Source organism: Pseudoduganella lutea (genome assembly GCF_004209755.1).
GTDB lineage: Bacteria > Pseudomonadota > Gammaproteobacteria > Burkholderiales > Burkholderiaceae_D > Rugamonas > Rugamonas lutea.
The window spans coordinates 2,648,837-2,663,959 of the sequence record NZ_CP035913.1; the positions used below are offsets into that span (position 1 = coordinate 2,648,837).

Genomic DNA, 15,123 nt, shown 5'->3' on the forward strand with positions numbered 1-15,123 from the left:
AGGCCAGCCATGGAATTCCGCCCCATCCTGTCCGCGCTAATGCGCAACAAGACCGGCCCGATCCTCGTCGCCGTCCAGGTCGCGCTGAGCCTCGCGATCCTGGCCAATGCGCTGCACATCGTCAGCCAGCGGCAAGCCGTATCGAGCCGCCTGTCCGGTGTCGTGCAGGAGCAGGACATCTTCCACCTGCAAGTGAGCGAACTGAAGTCGGAAAGCACGTTCAACGAGATGCTGGCCACGCAGCAGCGACAGCGCGACATACTGCGCGCGGTGCCCGGCGTGCTGTCCGTCGCGCAGACGAACCAGGTGCCGCTGTCCCGTTCCGGCAACAACACGGGCATGGCGGCCAGCCCCACGCAACTGAAGGTCACCAGCAGTACCGCGTTCTATATCTCGCCCGACTCACTGGTCAGGACATGGGGACTGAAACTCGTCGAGGGCCGCGACTTCCTGCCGACCGAGATCGTCAACTATGACACGAACAAGGATGCATACGAAACGAATGTCATCATCCTGACCCAGGCGCTGGCGAAGAAGTTGTGGCCGGATGCCACCGGCTACGTGGGCAGGAACGCGTACTTCGGTACCGGCAAGGATGCGTCGGTGGCGCGTGTCGTCGGCGTCGTCGAGCGGCTGCAGTCGACCGGTGCCGAAGTCGGCGAACGGGGCGAGATGTCGATCATCCAGCCGATCCGCCGCATCAGCGTCCCCCGGGCGATGTTCACGCTGCGCGCCGAACCGGGCCAGCGCGACCGCGTGATGAAGGAAGCCGAAGAGGCACTGCGCAAGGCGGCCGGCAACCAGCTCATCGTGCGCGCAAAAACACTCGAAGGCGACCGGCAGGACCGCTACCGGGCCGACCGTGGCCTGGCATGGATGCTGATCACCGTCAGCGTGCTGCTGATGCTGGTGACGGCCAGCGGCATCGTCGGCATGGCCAGCCTGTGGGTCACCCAGCGCCGCAAGCAGATCGGCGTGCGGCGCGCGCTGGGTGCACGGCGCGTCGACATCCTGCGCTACTTCATCACCGAGAACGTGATGATCACCAGTGCCGGCGTGGCCGCAGGCCTGCTTGGCGCGCTGGCCCTGAACCACCTGCTCGTGAGCAGCCTGGAACTGGCGCGCCTGCCGGGCACTTATTTGCTGGCCGGCGCTGCCATCTTCCTGGCACTGGGCGTCGGCGCCGTGTACGGCCCGGCCTGGCGCGCGGCCAGCATTTCCCCGGCCACGGCCACCCGCGGGGTCGTATAGGGATGCTATGCTGACGCTACCATGCCGACCGTACTGATCATCGACGACAATGCCGCCATCACGATGGCGCTGGAAGTGCTGTTTTCCCTGCACGACATCGCCGCCCTGCGCGCGGCGTCGCCCGAGGAAGGGCTGGCCGTGTTGGAGCGCAACGCCGCCGCGATCGACCTGGTCATCCAGGACATGAACTTCACCGCCGACACCACGTCCGGCGAGGAAGGCGCGGCGCTGTTCCGGGCGATCCGCCGGCGCCACCCGGACCTGCCGGTGATCCTGCTCACCGCGTGGACGCAACTCGATGCGGCGGTGGAACTGGTCAAGGCCGGCGCCGCCGATTACCTTGCCAAGCCATGGAACGACGGTCGGCTGGTCGCCACCGTCAAGAACCTGCTGGAACTGGGCCAGGCCAATCGGGCGCTGCGCCAGCGGCTGCAGGGTGAGCTGCGGCAGCGGCGCGAGCTTGAACAGCACGACCTGCGCGGCATCGTGTGGCAGGATCCGGCCACCGAGCGTGTGATCCACCTGGCATGCCAGGTGGCGCGGGCCGACGTGCCGGTGCTGGTCAGCGGCCCGAACGGCACGGGCAAGGAACGCATCGCCGAGATCATCCAGGCCAACTCGCACGTGGCCGATGGCCCGTTCGTCGTGCTCAATTGCGGTGCGCTGCCGGCGGAACTGATCGAGGCCGAACTGTTCGGCGCCGATGCGGGCGCCTACACCGGTGCCTCGAAGGCGCGCGAGGGCAAGTTCGAGGCGGCCGACGGCGGCACGCTGTTTCTCGACGAGATCGGCAACCTGCCACTGGCCGGCCAGATGAAATTGCTGCGGGTGCTGGAAACCGGCCGCTTCGAACGCCTGGGCTCGAACCGAGAGCGGCAGGTACGGGTGCGCATCGTCAGCGCCACGAATGCCGACCTGCCGGCGATGATCCGCGCCGGCACCTTCCGCGAAGACCTGTATTACCGCCTCAACGTGATCGAACTGAAGTTGCCGGCACTGGCCGCCCGCCCGAACGACATCCTGCCGCTGGCGCGCCATTTCCTCGGCGCAGGCAAGGCGCTGCGGCCGGATGCGGAAGCGGCGCTGCTGGCACACCCGTGGCCGGGCAATGTGCGCGAACTGAAGAATGTGATGGCGCGTGCCAGGCTGTTGTCCGCCGGGCCGGACATCGGCGCCGCCGACCTGGGCCTGCCCGCGGCCCCGCCTGCACCCGCTCCTGGTGCGGCCGCCGAACAGGAACCGGACCGCGATGCGATCGGCGCGGCGCTGGCCCGTGCCAACGGCATCGTGGCGCAAGCAGCCGCCGATCTGGGCCTGTCGCGCCAAGCGCTGTACCGCCGCATGGAGCGGCTTGGCATCGCGCGACCCTGATGGCCACCGGCGGCGAGGAAGCCGGCCACTCCCCCGCGTCGCCGCCCACGCCGGACGCCAGGATGCCCGCCTTCCGTCTCTCCCTGCTGACCCGCTGGTCCGCGCTGGTCGGCACGCTGCTGGCCGTCGGCATCGGGATCGCGCTGGCGCTCGACCATTATTTCCCGGGCCAGCCCCTGGTCGTGCTGGGCATCTGCCTGGTATGCGTGGTGCCGCTGTCGGTCATCACGATCCGTGCGCAATTGAAACCGATGCTGTCGCTGTACCGTGCGCTGGCCGGCACCGTCACCAGCTACCGCGATGGGGATTTTTCATTCAGCCTGCACTGGCCGCAGGATGACGAGCTGCGCGAACTCGTGGCCGCCCACAATGCGCTGGGCGAAGTGCTGCGCGAGCAGCGGCTCGATCTCGTGCAGCGCGAACTGCTGCTCGATACGATGGTGCAGAACACGCCGGTGGCCATGCTGCTGGTCGCCGACGCGGGGCCGATCGTGTATGCCAACGTGGCAGCCCGGCACCTGCTCAACGGGGGCCGCAAGCTCGAAGGCCACCGGCTCGATGAATTGCTCGGGCGATCGAAGGCGGCACTGCGCGAAGCGGTCGTGCGCGGCGGCGACGGCCTGTTCACGATCGGCGAAGGCGAAGACGAGGAAGTCTTCCACCTGGCACGCCGCCGCTTCAGCCTGAATGGCCGGCGCCACGAGCTGCTGCTGCTGCGCCAGCTCACGCTGGAATTGCGACGCCAGGAAGTGCAAACGTGGAAAAAGGTGATCCGCGTGATCAGCCATGAACTGAACAATTCGCTCGCCCCGCTGGCATCGCTCGCCCATTCCGGTGCCGAACTGGTACGGCGCGGCCAGACCGAACGGTTGCCGCAGATCCTGGCCACGATCGAGGAGCGCACGCGCCACCTGGAAGGCTTTATCCAGGGTTATGCGCGCTTTGCCAAACTGCCCGCGCCACGCAGGCAGGCCTACGCGTGGCCCGCGTTCGTGGCCCGCCTTGCCGAGCAGGTGTGTTTCCAGATGGCCGATGCGCCGCCTCTCGAGCCGGCAGCGTTCGATGCCGCCCAACTGGAGCAGGCGCTGCTGAACCTGTTGAAGAACGCGCATGAATCAGGTTCGCCGCCGTGTGACGTCACACTGGACATCCGCCGCCTGCACGACACCGTGCGCATCGAAGTGCGCGACCGCGGCCCCGGCATGAGCGATACGGTCCTGGCGAATGCGCTCGTGCCCTTTTATTCCACCAAACGCAGCGGCACCGGCCTGGGGCTGGCGCTGGCGCGCGAGATCGCCGAAGCGCATGGCGGCCGCATCACGCTGGCCAACCGCGACGGGGGCGGCCTGGCCGTGACACTGCTGCTGCCGGCCAGCTACCCGGCCGATGGTGCCCGCCCCGAACTTTGAGTCGTACGTCGTTATTTTTAATGATTTGAAATTGATCAAAAATTAAACATATAATTTTTGCAACTGAGCCCGACAGTTCTAATGTGGTCCTTGCGCGGCCCGCGGGGCCGCATTTTTCGGGGATTCCACCATGAAATTTTCATCGTTCTTGCCCACCGCCGCGCTGGCCGCGGCGCTGGCCGTCGCGGGTACCGCCCAAGCCGACGATACGGTCACCAATGTCAACCTGGGCGGCAACGGCGACGGTACCCTGTCCGCACACTTTGGCGTCACGCATACCGAAGCGGGCAGCTTCATCGATACCTTCAACTTCTCGCCGACCAGTGGTTCCTGGTTCGTCGACTCGAGCCTCGTGCAGATCGGTTTCCAGCCGTCTTCCGACATCGATTTCCATTGGGCCGAGATCAACGGCCACGCCATGACATTGACGCCGAACGGTGTATTCGAATACGGGTGGATGATCAACGAGCCGATCCTTGGCCCCCTCGTGCTGACGGTCTATGGTACGGTAGCAGGGCTCGGGGGCGGTGCGTCGGCCAGTTTTGCTGGTACGATCAACATCAGCCCGATTCCCGAACCAGGTACTTACGGCATGTTGCTGGGCGGCTTGGGCATGCTCGCCTGGATGAGCCGGCGAAAATTCTCAATTGCACTTAAAAGTGCCTAAAAGAACTCATCAAGTACGGATCAGGTACTGATGAGTAGCAAAAAAGGCGCTTTGGCGCCTTTTTTTGTAGCCAATTGTAACGCACACAATAAAATATTGACAACACCTTAAAGCTGGCTTAACTTGTCGACTCCTATAGTTAATAACTCTTCGACGAGGTAAGCATGAAATTGAAATCCATCGCCGTGGCAGCTGCACTGCTGCCAGCATTCGGTTCCGCTTTTGCTGACGACTTCAACGTCAACCTGATCGGTGGCCCGAATGTCTACTCCGCTGGCCTGGCCGCCACTCACCTGTCGGGCGACTTCACCGATACCTTCACCTTCACCGGCTTCGACGGTGCAGGTACGGTCTTCGCTGGCCTGATCAACAACGCCAGCGCCTTCAGCGACCTGACGTTCACCGAAGTGACGCTGAACGGCGTGGCCGTGCCAGCATACGGTGACGTTGGTCCGCTGTCGATCGCTGCGATCCTGGGTCAAGCCACCACCGGCCCGCTGACGCTGGTCGTCAGCGGCACCGTCACGGGCCAAGTTGCCAGCTACGGCGGCAACTTCAGCGTGACGGCTGTTCCGGAACCAGCAACCTACGGCATGCTGGCTGGTGGCCTGGCTGTTCTGGCCTTCGCCGCACGTCGCCGCAAGCAGCAGTAATCTGGTTTAGCAGTCTCGTATGATTGAAAAGGCGCTTCGGCGCCTTTTCTTGTTTACGCCGTGACAGCTTTTTACGCAGTGGCGGCACCGAAACGCGGGTGGCGGTTCGTATCCCGCACGAACAGGGAGTGCGCTGGTAAACTTCCGGAATGCAAAAGACCCGTTTCGACCAGCCCGGCCATCCTCCAGCCACCATCACCGAATTCGAAGGCGTACGCTCGCTCCACCTCGGCACCTCATGGGTGCAAGGTGCGATGCGCCTGTCGAAACCGGACGCCATCGAGCTTGAATACGTGCAGATGATGATGATCTGGATGCTGTTCCTGAAAAATCCCCGCCATATCGCCCAGCTCGGCCTCGGCAGCGCCGCCTTGACGAAGTTTTGTTACCAGCGCTTTCCGGGTGCGCGGGTCTCGGCGGCGGAACTCAATCCCAACGTGATTGCCATATGCGAGGCAATGTTCGGGCTGCCACCCAACGATGCCCGGCTGGACGTGCGCCGGATGGATGCGCTCGACTTCGTCAACGACCCGGCCAACCGCGGCGCCATCGACGTGTTGCAGGTGGACCTGTACGACGAAGAAGCGCGTGGCCCGGTGCTGGATTCACCGGAGTTCTACCAGGCATGCAGCGACTGCCTGACCGAACACGGCATCATGACGGCCAATGTGTTCGGCGATTTCGACAATTACGACAGGAACCTGCAGCACATGGAGCTGGCATTCGACGCCGTGGTGTGGCTGCCGGAAGTGCATGATGCCAACATCGTCGCGATCGCGTTCAAGAACGCGCCGGTGCTGGACTTTTCGGACCTGTACGAACGCGCCAGCGCGATCCGGAAAACGTTCAACCTGCCGGCGAAAAAATGGGTCGATGGCTTGAAGGAATGGATGCTGGACCAGCAATAGCCCGCAGCCGGGTGGGCGTGCAAGGCGCGCTGGAATGGTGCCTGTCGTAAAAATGCCTCGCGTTGCCCGCGAAATCGACCGTTCCCCCTGGCTGGGGGCAACAGGGTACGGCAAAAGCCGATACAAATCGAGCAATATTTTCCACACGTTCATTCGGCGCAACAGCCCGTTACTACTTTGTTACGTGCGCGGTTAGACTCAGTGCGGGCTACCCCCACGCATGCTTCACACCCATCCAACCAAGAGACGATAAAAGACACATGAAGCAGAATACTTTCCGCCGCACCGTGCTCGCTACCGCCGCACTGCTGCTGGCCACGCACGCCGCCGCGCAGACGGACACCACCACTGCCGCACAGCCAGCCGCGCAGCAAGCCGAACAGCAAACCGTGGTCGTGCTGGGCTCCCGTTCGGCTGCCCGCACCGCCCTCGACACCGCCGCGCCGGTGGGCCTGATCAACGTGAAGGACATGCAGACCGCCGGCCCGCTGGAACTGGGCAAGCTGCTGCAGTCGCTCGACCCGTCGTTCAACTTCTCGTCGACCTTCATCAGCGACGGCACCGACATCATCCGCCCGGCCACGCTGCGTTCGCTGGGCCCGGACCAGCTGCTGGTACTGATCAACGGCAAGCGCCGCCACCAGCAGGCGCTGGTGAACGTGCAGCAGACGGTGGGCCGCGGTTCGGCCGGCACCGACATCAATGCGATCCCGCTATCCGCCATCCACCACATCGAAGTGCTGCGCGACGGCGCCGCCGCGCAATACGGCTCCGATGCGATCGCCGGCGTGATCAACATCGTGCTGAAATCGAACGTGAACGAAACCCAGGTTTCCGGCCAGTTCGGCACCACTTCCGAGGGTGACGGCGACATGGTTTCCGGCAGCGTAAACCGCGGCTGGGCACTGGGCACCGACGGCGGCTACATCAACGTTTCCGTCGAAGGCCGCCGCCGCAACGAGACCAACCGTGCCGGCCTCGATACCGCGCGCACCGATCCGCCACGCGTCACGCAGCGTATCGGCGACAGCGATTCGAAGGACGCCTACCTGTGGGTCAATGCGGCACTGCCCGCAGGCCCCGGCGGCGAGTTCTATGCCTTCGGTGGCGCGTCGAAACGCAAGGGCGACTCGTCCGGCTTCTTCCGTTCGGCGGGCGACGACCGCACGGTGACGGCCGTGTACCCCGATGGCTACCTGCCGAACATCCGCACCACCGTCAAGGATGCGTCCATGGCCGTGGGCTACCGGCTCGACCTGCCGAACGAGTGGAAGGCCGACGTCTCGGTCAACCATGGCCGCAGCGAACTGGCGTTCCATGAAAAGAACACGATCAACGTCAGCTACTGGTACGAACCGCGCCCCAACGGCGGCGGCATCTACGGCGAGTCGCCGCTCGAGGCGGATACGGGCACGCTGAAGTTCAACCAGACCACGTTCAACGCCGACCTGAAAGGCCCGGTCGCCAAGGGCGTGTTCTTCGCCACCGGCTTCGAATGGCGGCGCGACGGCTACGAGATCGAGGCCGGCGATCCGGTGTCATACCAGTATGGCCGCACGAACAATCCGGCAATCCAGATCCTCACGCCGAGCGGCAGCGTGGCCGCTTCCGGCACGCAGGGCTTCCCCGGCTACACACCGTCCACCGAGGTCGACGAAGGCCGCCACAATATCTCGCTGTATGGCGACGTGGAATGGCGCGCGCTCGACACGCTGCTGCTCACCGGCGCGGTGCGCTACGAGAAATACTCGGACTTCGGCAACACCACGACCGGCAAGGTCACGGCGCGCTGGGACCCGAGCAAGCAGGTTGGCGTGCGCGGCAGCTTCTCGTCCGGCTTCCGCGCGCCCGGCGTGCAGCAGGCGTTCTACAGCTCCGTGTCGACCAACCTGAACGCGGAAGGCGTGCTGACCGAGACGTTGACCGCGCGGCAGAACAGCCCCGTGACCCGTGCGCTGGGCATCGCGCCGCTGAAAGAGGAAACGTCGCGCAACGCCAGCTTCGGCCTGGTGCTGCGCCCGGTGCCGAACTTCTCGCTGACGGCGGACGTGTACCAGATCAAGATCAAGGACCGCATCGTGTTCTCCAGCACGATCGCCCCGGAAGCGGGCGGCGGCCCGATCGCCAACGTGCTGACCCCGCTGAAAGTGGGCCAGGCGCAGTTCTTCACGAACGCCGTCGACACGAAGACGCGGGGCATCGACATCGTGGCCGAGCACACGTCGCGCTGGCCGGGTTCCACGCTGGTGCTGTCCGGCCAGCTGGGCTTCAACAAGACGGAAGTGACCGGTCGCCACTCCACGTCGTCAATCCTGACCGGCGAACAGCTGTTCGACGAGTCGCAGGTCACGCTGATCGAGCATGGCCAGCCGCGCAAGCACCATGTGCTGTCGGCCGACTACACGATGGGCAAGTGGAATGGCAACGTGCGCGCCAATTACTACGGCGAGGTGCAGGGCCAGGGCTTCACGCCCGGCTTCATCCAGACCTGGGAAGGCAAGTGGATCGCCGACATGACGCTGCGCTACAACTTCACGAAGAAGCTCGGCCTGCAACTGGGCGTGAACAACGTGTTCGACACCTACCCGACGGAATGGGACAAGACCCGCGCCGCGCCGTTCCCGCAACTGGGCTTCACGCGCTGCTGGGAAACCTGCCCGTTCGGCATCAATGGCCGCACCATGTACGTGCGCGCCGACTACGCGTTCTGACGTAACCCACAACGCGAACCGGAGTTCAGGCCCTCGAAAGGGGCCTGGCTCCGGTTTTTTCATGTCGCGGAAAGACGTGTCGCGTTGTACGCAGCCAGGTGGATCACAGCCGCCAGCCGCTTCACCAACCCTGCCATTTCCCCGGCCGGCACCTGCGCATAGCCGAGCATCAGTCCATTCCAATGCGCATTCCCTGCCGACGCATGCGGGACGGCGTGGGTCGACAGCGCATTCACCACGATCCCCTCTTCCCGCGCGCGGGCGCGGATCGCTTCGTCGGGCAGCCAGTCCGGCAAGCGCAACGACAGGTGCATGCCGGCCGAAGCGCCATGCACGGTGGCGATGCGGCCAAGGTGTTCTTCCAGCGCGGCGACCAGGGCATCGCGCCGCTCGCGGTACAGCCGCCGCATGCGGCGCAGGTGCAGCAGGAACTGCCCGCTGGTGACGAATTCGGCCAGCGCCAGCTGCTCGGCCACCCTTCCCGCCGCCGCCGACTGCGCGCGCAGCAGTGCCAGTTGCGGTGCCAGGGCGGGCGGCACCACCAGGTAGCCGATGCGCAGGCCGGGGAACATCGTCTTGCTGAATGTGCCGCAGTACAGCACCGGCGCATCCGGCGCCAGGCCCTGCATTGCCGCCAGCGGCGGCCCGTCGTGGCGGAACTCGCTGTCGTAGTCGTCTTCGATGATCAGCGCGCCGGCACGGCGGGCACCGTCGATCAGCGCCAGCCGCCGCGCCAGCGACAGCACGGTGCCCACCGGGTACTGGTGCGAGGGTGTCGTGTAGATCAACCTGGGGGGGCGGGCCTTCCAGTCCTGTGCCGAAGGCGCCATGCCTTCCTCGTCCACGGCAATGCCTTGCACCACCAGCCCGGCGTGGCGGAACGCGGCCAGCGCGCCGCCATAGCCGGGGTTTTCATGCCACACGGTGTCGCCCTCGTCGGCACAGGCACGGGCGCACAGGTCCAGCGTGCCCTGGCTGCCGTCGGTGATGAACACCTGTCCGGCCTCGCAGATGACGCCTCGTGAAGCACGCAGGTAATCCGCGATCGCGGTCCGCAGCGGCCATTCGCCGGCGGGGTCGCCATAGTTGAGCTGCGCGGGATCGAGGCCGCGCCAGGCACGATCCAGCAGGCGCCGCCACAATGCCAGCGGAAATGCGTGCAGGTCCGGCACGCCCGGCACGAAGGCCTGGCCATCGCTGGCGGCGTTCGATATCGCGCGCAGGTTCATCGCCCGACGCGCCAGACCGGCATGTGCAGCCGGCTGCCGGCCGCCACGTTCGGACGCCGGTTCCGGCGCGACGCGGGCCACCATGGTGCCACGGCGATCCGGCACCACGAACCCTTCGCTGGCCAGCTGTTCATAGGCATACAGCACGGTATTGCGCGCCACGCCCAGCTCGGCCGCCAGTGTGCGCGTGGCCACCAGCCGGGTACCGGCCGCCAGCGTGCCGGCGCGAATCGCGTGGCGCAGGCATTCGTGCAGCAGCCGCTGGCGCGGCCAGCTGCGGTGTCCGTGGTCGCGGTCGAAGTTCGACAGCAGCAGCGCATAGTCCATCGTGGCTCCCTGGGAATGCCAGCTCCTGGACCTGTTCCCGGAGCCAGCAGCGCGATTATAGTGCCCCCTCAACCCACCGAATGGAGACCATGAACACTTCACCTTCCCCCGCACGCAGGTAAAACGCTCCGCGAACCGCGCCAGCCACGATCCCGCGGTACTGCACGCGATCATCGATGCCGCCTGGATCTGCCACGTGGCCTTTCGCGACGAGCGCGGCGTGCATTGCATTCCCACAGCCTGCTGGCGCATTGGCGCGCACCTGTACATCCACGGCTCGAACGGCAGTCGCATGGTCAGGCGGCTGATGGAAGACGAATGCTGCGTGACGATCACGCACGTCGATGGCCTCGTACTGGCGCGCTCGGCGTTCAACCATTCGATGAATTACCGCAGTGCCGTCATCTATGGCCGCTTCGAGCCGGTGGAGGAAGCCGCCGCCGGAACGGGCAAGCGGCAGGCGATGGAAGCGTTCATGGAACACCTGGTACCGGGCCGGCAGGGCGAGATCAGGCCAGGCAACGACAAGGAATATGCCGCGACCACCGTGCTGCGCATCGCGCTGGCCGAAGCGGCCTGCAAGGTCCGCAGCGGGCCGCCGGAAGATGACGAGGAAGACATGGGCGTGCGCGCCTGGGCCGGCGTGCTGCCGCTGCGCGAGGCGCGTGGCGCCGTGGTGCCGGATCCGGCGTGCGCCATGGCGGCACCGGACTATGTGCGGCGCTGGGCGGACTGACGGTGCGGGCATGCCGGTCGGTACTTGACCGGCTTGTCTTTATTGCACATCATCGCCGGGTCGTGGCCAATTCGCGCCACGCATATGCCCACAAGGAGATCGCATGAAACGAATCCTCGCCGCAGCCATCCTGGCAGCGACCTGCAGCACGCCGGCGCTGGCCGACGATGCGCTGAAGGCCGCCGTCAATGGCAGCCAGCGCAGCCCGGAGAACATGAAACGGGACACCTATCGCCATCCCTACGAGACACTGACCTTCTTCGGCATCCGGCCCGACATGACGGTGGTGGAACTGTCGCCCGGTGGCGGCTGGTATACGGAGATCCTGGCGCCCTACCTGCGCGAGCGGGGCAAGCTGATCGTGGCCGGTGCAACCCCGGAATCGAAGGCCGCCAACGTGGCGCGGGCCGGCGAACGCTTCAAGCAAAAGCTGGATGCCAATCCAGGCGTATTCGGCAAGGTGCAAATGGGCGCGTTCGAGCCCGGCAACGGCGTATTCAACTATGCGCCGAAAGGCGGTGCCGACATGGTCCTCACTTTCCGCAATGTGCACAACTGGAAGGATGAAGGCGATGCCCGACTGAAGGCCGTGCTGAAAAGCGCGTACGACGCGCTGAAGCCCGGGGGCGTATTCGGCGTCGTCGAACATCGCCTGCCCGCGGCGAAAACGCAGGATGCGACGGCATCGAGCGGCTACGTGCACGAAGCCTATGTGATTCGCCTGGCCGAGGCGGCCGGCTTCAAGCTGGCGGCAAAATCGGACGTGAACGCGAATCCGAAGGATACGGCCGACCACCAGGGCGGCGTGTGGGCGCTGCCACCGACCTACGGGAACAAGGATGTGGACCGGGAAAAATATGCGGCGATCGGCGAAAGCGACCGGATGACACTGAAGTTCGTCAAGCCATGACGGGCACCGGCATGACAGCGGATCGGGAAGCCTGACCTGCACAGCCGCCGGAGATGTCGGCCGGCGGCTGTCGTATCCTACCTGCGCTGGAGGCGGCTCATGAAGCTGCAAAAGACCACGAAGCCTACCACCATGGAACCGCATACGGCGGCAACCGACAACATCAGCTCATTCATGCGAGGAAACTTTCACTTTATGACAACCGCGTGATTATGCTGCATTTGCACATGAAACAGTCTCACTGAAACTCACTGTTACAAGCACAATTTTCTGTGGCTATCGAAGGTCGCAGCGGGCCTCAGTTTGCTAGCTTACCTCCAGGCATGCCCGCAGGACAATGCCGAGTGTTGTATATTTTTATACTATTTAAAATAATTCCATCAGCTCATCCATGAGCTTCGGTGTTAGCGCTAGCATTAGTGGACCGCCATCGCGGTAAGACTTTCCCTCTCTCACCAGGAGCTCATCATGCGTAAAGCACTCATCGGGCTGATGCTCGCGGCAACGGCAATTACCTCGCAGGCCAGCGGATACTTCACCGAAGACGCGGTGCCGTTCGATACCCTCATCGGCAGCAGTGCCCAGCACCAGGACTTTTCCGGCCCGTACACGCGCACCGGTTATTCATGGAGCTGGGGTGACGTGACCTTCACCTGCAATGCCGTCCAGTGGTGCGACAACGCCAGTTTTGAATTCGGCGGCTACAACGACCACTTCAATTTTGTCGAAGGCAATTTTGTTTATTATGCCCCGCCAGATAGCGCTACCTTCACCTTTGCGAATCCGATCATCGCATTGGGCATGGACGTCTACGGCATCGGCGGCGGCCAATACTCGCCCGGCGGCTCCCTGCAGCCCACGCCGATGACGATAACGTTCGACGACGGCTCGCATGTGTTCTTCGAGGACTACGTCCACAACTACAACATCTCGGTACCGGTCTTCGCGGGCATCCTGTTCGACAAGCCGGTCACGTCGATCACGGTCTCTGGCGAATGGGAGAACAACGGCATGTTCTTCACCAACCTGCGCTATGTGACGGCACCGGTGCCGGAACCATCGACCTACGCCATGCTGTTCGGCGGCCTGGTGGTGCTGGGGGCCTTTGCGCGGCGGCGCAGCAACGTGGCCGACTAGCGACAAAAACCGTTGCCAAAAATCGGGGACAGGGGGAGTAATGGCATGCATGCCATTACCGCTTGGCAGGCGCAGAGCGTGCTCTGCGAAGGTACCGCCATGCAGGGCGGTACCGTTTAGCAGGCGTGGAGCATGCTCCACGAAACCCCTGCTTCACTCCCTGCCGCGCCCCAGATTTTGAGCAACATTTGCGGATGGCAGGCTTATTCGGCTTTTTTCGCCTTCACGGGCATCAGCGACAGGTCGTGGAAGTCGTAGCTGAAGTCGGTTTCGTCGGAGATCGCGGACATCTTGGCGCGTTCGATCGAACCGTCGGGGTTCAGCGCGAACGTCACGTAGGCGTCGGCGTTGAAGTTGCGTTCCTTCCAGCGCACGATGAACGTGTCGTGCTGGAAGTGCTCCATCTCGCCCACCAGGTCGGGCGTGCGCGTGAAGGCCATGAGCTGCTTCCTGCCTTCGTGCCGGATCACGACCTTGCCATACCACGGGTCGCTGTACTCGCCATCGTAGGCGCGGCGCGGCAGCGAAGGCTTCGAGCCGGCGGCTCGGGTCGCGGCGGCCTTGCCGGTCTTTTCCTGGTCCTTGCGCAGCCGTTCCTGCTCCTCGGCGGCGATGATGCCGATCCAGTCCGTGGGTGCGGCGCCCAGGTAGTGGTCGAGGATGCGCCATTGCAGCGACGTCATCGAGCCGCTGTTTTCCGCATTCGTGAAGATGGCGATGCCCAGCTTTTCTTCAGGCACCATCAGCACGCGCGAATAAAAGCCCTGCAGGGCGCCACCGTGCAGTACGAGCTTCTTGCCGCGGTAATCGCGGATGTTGAAACCCAGGCCGTAGGCATTGAAGTTGGCGCGCGTGGCGGCCAGCGCCCCTGCCGGTTCGGCGATCTTCATCGGCGTCACCGGCGTCCAGATCTCCTTCGACTGCGTGGCGGAGAACAGCCGCTGCCCGCCCGGCAGTTCGCCGCCGGCCAGCAGCGCGTTCATCCATTTCGCGATGTCTTCGGCATTCGTGTTGATGCCGACCGCGCCCACGGCGTTATCGACCGGCATCGGCTTGACGACCGACTGCCTGCCATTGATCCTGCTGTGCGGTGCCGAATAATCGGCCGCCTTCACCATGGCGGCCACGCTGGTCGTGGTGTCGGCCATGCCCAACGGTGCCAGGATCTGCGCCTGCACGGTGTCGCCCCAGCTCTTGCCATTCTTTTGCGCGATGATGCGGCCGGCCACGATGTACAGCAGGTTGTCGTAAGCGTAGTTGGCCCGGAAGCTGGTAGCAGGCTTCACATGGCGCAGGTTGTGGATGATCTCGTCGGTGGAAAACGTCGTCGTCGGCCACCACAGCAGGTCGCCGGCGCCCAGGCCCAGGCCGCTGCGGTGCGTCAGCAGGTCGCGCACCGTCATCTCCTGGGTCACATAGGCATCGTGCATGCGGAAGTCCGGCAGGTGCCTGATGACCGGATCATCCCAGTCCAGCTTGCCCTCGTCGACCAGCTTCGCCAGCGCCACGGCGGTAAAGGCCTTGGAATTGGATGCGATCTCGAACAATGTCTTCGACGTGACCGGCGCCGGGTCGCCCAGCCTGCGCACGCCGAAGCCCTGCGCGGCCACGACCTTGCCATCCTTGACGATCGCGATCGCGATGCCCGGCACGTCGAAGGTCTTCAATGCGCGGTTCACGTCGCGCGCCAGGTCGAACGCCGGCGCGGTGGCGGCAGCGGTGCCATCGAAAGCCAGCGCGGAGCTGGAGAAGAAAGCGGGGGACAACGCGCAGGCGCACAGCGCCAGCGCGATCGTGGTTTTTTTCAGCGACAT

General features: G+C 64.5%; 11 protein-coding genes and 1 pseudogene. 10 read left to right on the forward strand and 2 right to left on the reverse strand.

Annotated elements, in window-relative coordinates; translation table 11 throughout:
• Positions 1-9 precede the first annotated feature (9 nt).
• The 7 genes from EWM63_RS11120 (at position 10) to EWM63_RS11150 (ending at position 8,970) form a co-directional block, all read left to right on the forward strand.
• Positions 10-1,251, forward strand: a complete 1,242-nt coding sequence (locus EWM63_RS11120; protein ID WP_130186573.1) for an ABC transporter permease — start codon at positions 10-12, stop codon at positions 1,249-1,251.
• A 21-nt stretch (positions 1,252-1,272) separates the two neighbouring features.
• Positions 1,273-2,622: a sigma-54-dependent transcriptional regulator gene (locus tag EWM63_RS11125; RefSeq protein WP_130186574.1), complete on the forward strand. Its 1,350-nt coding sequence runs from the start codon at positions 1,273-1,275 to the stop codon at positions 2,620-2,622.
• A gap of 62 nt (positions 2,623-2,684) precedes the next feature.
• Positions 2,685-4,031, forward strand: coding sequence for a sensor histidine kinase (locus EWM63_RS11130; protein WP_130190323.1), 1,347 nt, complete (start codon positions 2,685-2,687; stop codon positions 4,029-4,031).
• Positions 4,032-4,161: 130 nt separating this feature from the next.
• Complete coding sequence (locus EWM63_RS11135) at positions 4,162-4,698, forward strand: FxDxF family PEP-CTERM protein (protein ID WP_130186575.1); 537 nt, start codon at positions 4,162-4,164, stop codon at positions 4,696-4,698.
• Positions 4,699-4,862: 164 nt separating this feature from the next.
• Positions 4,863-5,351 (forward strand): FxDxF family PEP-CTERM protein, encoded by a 489-nt coding sequence (locus EWM63_RS11140; RefSeq protein WP_130186576.1) that lies wholly within the window; start codon positions 4,863-4,865, stop codon positions 5,349-5,351.
• Positions 5,352-5,500: 149 nt separating this feature from the next.
• The gene (locus EWM63_RS11145; protein WP_130186577.1) at positions 5,501-6,259 is read left to right on the forward strand and encodes a spermine/spermidine synthase domain-containing protein; all 759 of its coding nucleotides are present in this window, start codon (positions 5,501-5,503) and stop codon (positions 6,257-6,259) included.
• 260 nt (positions 6,260-6,519) lie between these two features.
• Entirely contained in the window at positions 6,520-8,970 is a 2,451-nt protein-coding gene (locus EWM63_RS11150) for a TonB-dependent receptor plug domain-containing protein (RefSeq protein WP_130186578.1), read from the forward strand.
• Between the two features lie 59 nt (positions 8,971-9,029).
• Here the strand turns inward: EWM63_RS11150 and pdxR are convergent, their stop codons facing one another.
• Complete coding sequence (pdxR, locus tag EWM63_RS11155) at positions 9,030-10,526, reverse strand: MocR-like pyridoxine biosynthesis transcription factor PdxR (protein WP_130186579.1); 1,497 nt, start codon at positions 10,524-10,526, stop codon at positions 9,030-9,032.
• Between the two features lie 109 nt (positions 10,527-10,635).
• Here pdxR and EWM63_RS11160 point away from each other — a divergent pair.
• The 3 genes and pseudogenes from EWM63_RS11160 to EWM63_RS11170 form a co-directional block, all read left to right on the forward strand.
• Positions 10,636-11,262 (forward strand): annotated as a pseudogene (locus EWM63_RS11160) (pyridoxamine 5'-phosphate oxidase family protein); the annotation flags it as partial.
• Between the two features lie 103 nt (positions 11,263-11,365).
• Positions 11,366-12,172, forward strand: a complete 807-nt coding sequence (locus EWM63_RS11165) for a class I SAM-dependent methyltransferase (protein WP_130186581.1) — start codon at positions 11,366-11,368, stop codon at positions 12,170-12,172.
• 468 nt (positions 12,173-12,640) lie between these two features.
• Positions 12,641-13,309: a PEP-CTERM sorting domain-containing protein gene (locus EWM63_RS11170; RefSeq protein WP_130186582.1), complete on the forward strand. Its 669-nt coding sequence runs from the start codon at positions 12,641-12,643 to the stop codon at positions 13,307-13,309.
• A 203-nt stretch (positions 13,310-13,512) separates the two neighbouring features.
• Here EWM63_RS11170 and EWM63_RS11175 read toward each other — a convergent pair whose 3' ends face one another.
• Complete coding sequence (locus EWM63_RS11175) at positions 13,513-15,123, reverse strand: serine hydrolase (protein WP_130186583.1); 1,611 nt, start codon at positions 15,121-15,123, stop codon at positions 13,513-13,515.